We start from the raw sequence: 1680 nt of genomic DNA, 5'->3' as shown, positions 1-1680 counted from the left end.
AGAGACAGGACGGGTCCTATGTGCCCAAGGGCGTCCCCAGCCGCTTCGCTGCCGTACGAAGAGGCCTGACCAGCGAGATCTCTCCGCGTATCGAAGCGCTGTGCCCGCCCTCCGCAATCAAGGTCACCGGGTTGTCGTTCGGCCTGGAAATCCTCCACCCCGATCTGCTGTTCTGTGCCTTCGTCGCGGCGTCCCGGGACGAGATCCTGGCGATGCGCGCGGAGGAACCGGGCAGCGAGGCCTACGAGCAGGTCTTGATGAGCATGCCGGCGGACCGGGACGACCCAGGGACCGCCGCGATCCTCGGCAGCGGCGAATGGGCGCAGGGCGGCAAGGCCTCGGTCGTACGGGCACTGGAGCTGGTCCACGCGGTGCGGCGCCGGCGCAGGGGCTCCTTCGACGAGGCCTTCCGGGAGCTGCACGAGGCATAGCAGTCCTCACCGGTGCAGCGGCAGGACCCGATAGGTCGGCAGGACTTCCAGGCTGGTCTTGTTGGGGCCCACCGGCAGGGGATACCAGACGTACCGTGGTGGGGTCAGTTCCACGCGGTAGCGGATGGCGCCGGGACAGCGTGCGTTCGGGCACGGGAGCGGCGTGCCCCGCTCGGCGGCACCGACGAGGTCCTCTGCCGGCACCGGGTGGAGGAGGGGGTAGCGATTGGTGAGGAACGCGTCCAGATCGTTCGGCACCGCGTCCCGCCCCCGGTTGCAGGCCGCGCACTGGAGCAGCGGAGTACTCCAGAAGGCGTCGGAGAACACCTCGTCCGAGGCCATGCGCACGATCCGCTGCAGCCCGAGGGCCGCGTAGCCGCGCATGGCCTCCATTGACTCCGGCCCCATCAGCTCGGGATGGCTGTTGGCGAAGAACCGCGCCATGCGCCGGCGCTGGGCCTCCGTCAAGGTCATGCGGTACTCGGGACCGGCCTCCCGCACCGTGCCGCGCACGGGGTCGTAGAGCTTCAGCACGCTCCCGTGGAAATAGGCGAGTGTCGCAAGCTCGCCGCGTGTCCACCACGACCGCCAGTACTCCGGGTGGTCAAGCACCCAGAACTCCTCGCAGTCCAGGATCGCGTCGCTGATGATGCTGAGTACGTTCCAGCGCATCAAGGGCGACAACACCTCGTCGTCGAGCGCCAGTTCGCCGGGGAAGTAGAGCTGGACGGAGCGCGGGACGCCGTCGAAGTCACCCCGCTCGATCTGCTTCTTGAGTTTCACCGCCGTCTTTCGGGTGCTGCCGCGATAGCTCAGGAAGACCTGCCGCCGCGCTTTGCGCCGGGCCCGCTCCCGGTTCTGCGACGACAACAGGGGCGGCACCACCTTGCGCCACGGCGGCCGCGGCAGCACGATCGGCTCCGCTCCGTCCGACGGCGTGAGCTGGCGCTCGATCCACTTCAGGACGGCCTCGTTGCTCTGCTCGTGGGGGTAGACCGGTGCCCCTCCCTGCCGGGTGCCGACGACGTTGACCGGCAGGTAGCGGCGGCCCACGATGAGCACGTGTTCCAGCTTGACTCCTCCCCCAGCTGGAGCAGGGGGATTCCTAGCTCACGTCGCCTGACCCCCGGCGGGGGTGCAGGTCTTACACGATCAGCACTAGCCGGGTGCGAGACCAGCCCGGACGAGCATCACGTGTGCGGAGTTCTTGTCCCTGGGGGACACCCTTCCGCACGCGGTGCACGTATAC

At 68.6% G+C, this 1680-nt stretch carries 2 protein-coding genes and 1 pseudogene; 1 reads left to right on the top strand and 2 read right to left on the bottom strand.

Features of this window, described 5'->3' with window-relative positions:
- Positions 1-431, top strand: a 431-nt coding sequence (locus ACQKIP_RS46815) for a hypothetical protein (RefSeq protein ID WP_427745800.1), incomplete at its 5' end; no start/stop codon positions are given.
- Between the two features lie 6 nt (positions 432-437).
- Here the strand turns inward: ACQKIP_RS46815 and ACQKIP_RS46810 are convergent.
- A complete protein-coding gene (locus ACQKIP_RS46810; RefSeq protein ID WP_365853804.1) occupies positions 438-1493 on the bottom strand; it encodes a hypothetical protein in 1056 nt (351 codons plus the stop codon).
- A 65-nt stretch (positions 1494-1558) separates the two neighbouring features.
- Positions 1559-1680, bottom strand: a pseudogene (locus ACQKIP_RS46805) (RNA-guided endonuclease TnpB family protein); the annotation flags it as partial.

Origin of the sequence: Streptomyces sp. NPDC059900 (assembly GCF_050270335.1) — a bacterium.
Lineage (GTDB): Bacteria > Actinomycetota > Actinomycetes > Streptomycetales > Streptomycetaceae > Streptomyces.
This window is presented reverse-complemented; position numbering and strand designations above follow the sequence as displayed.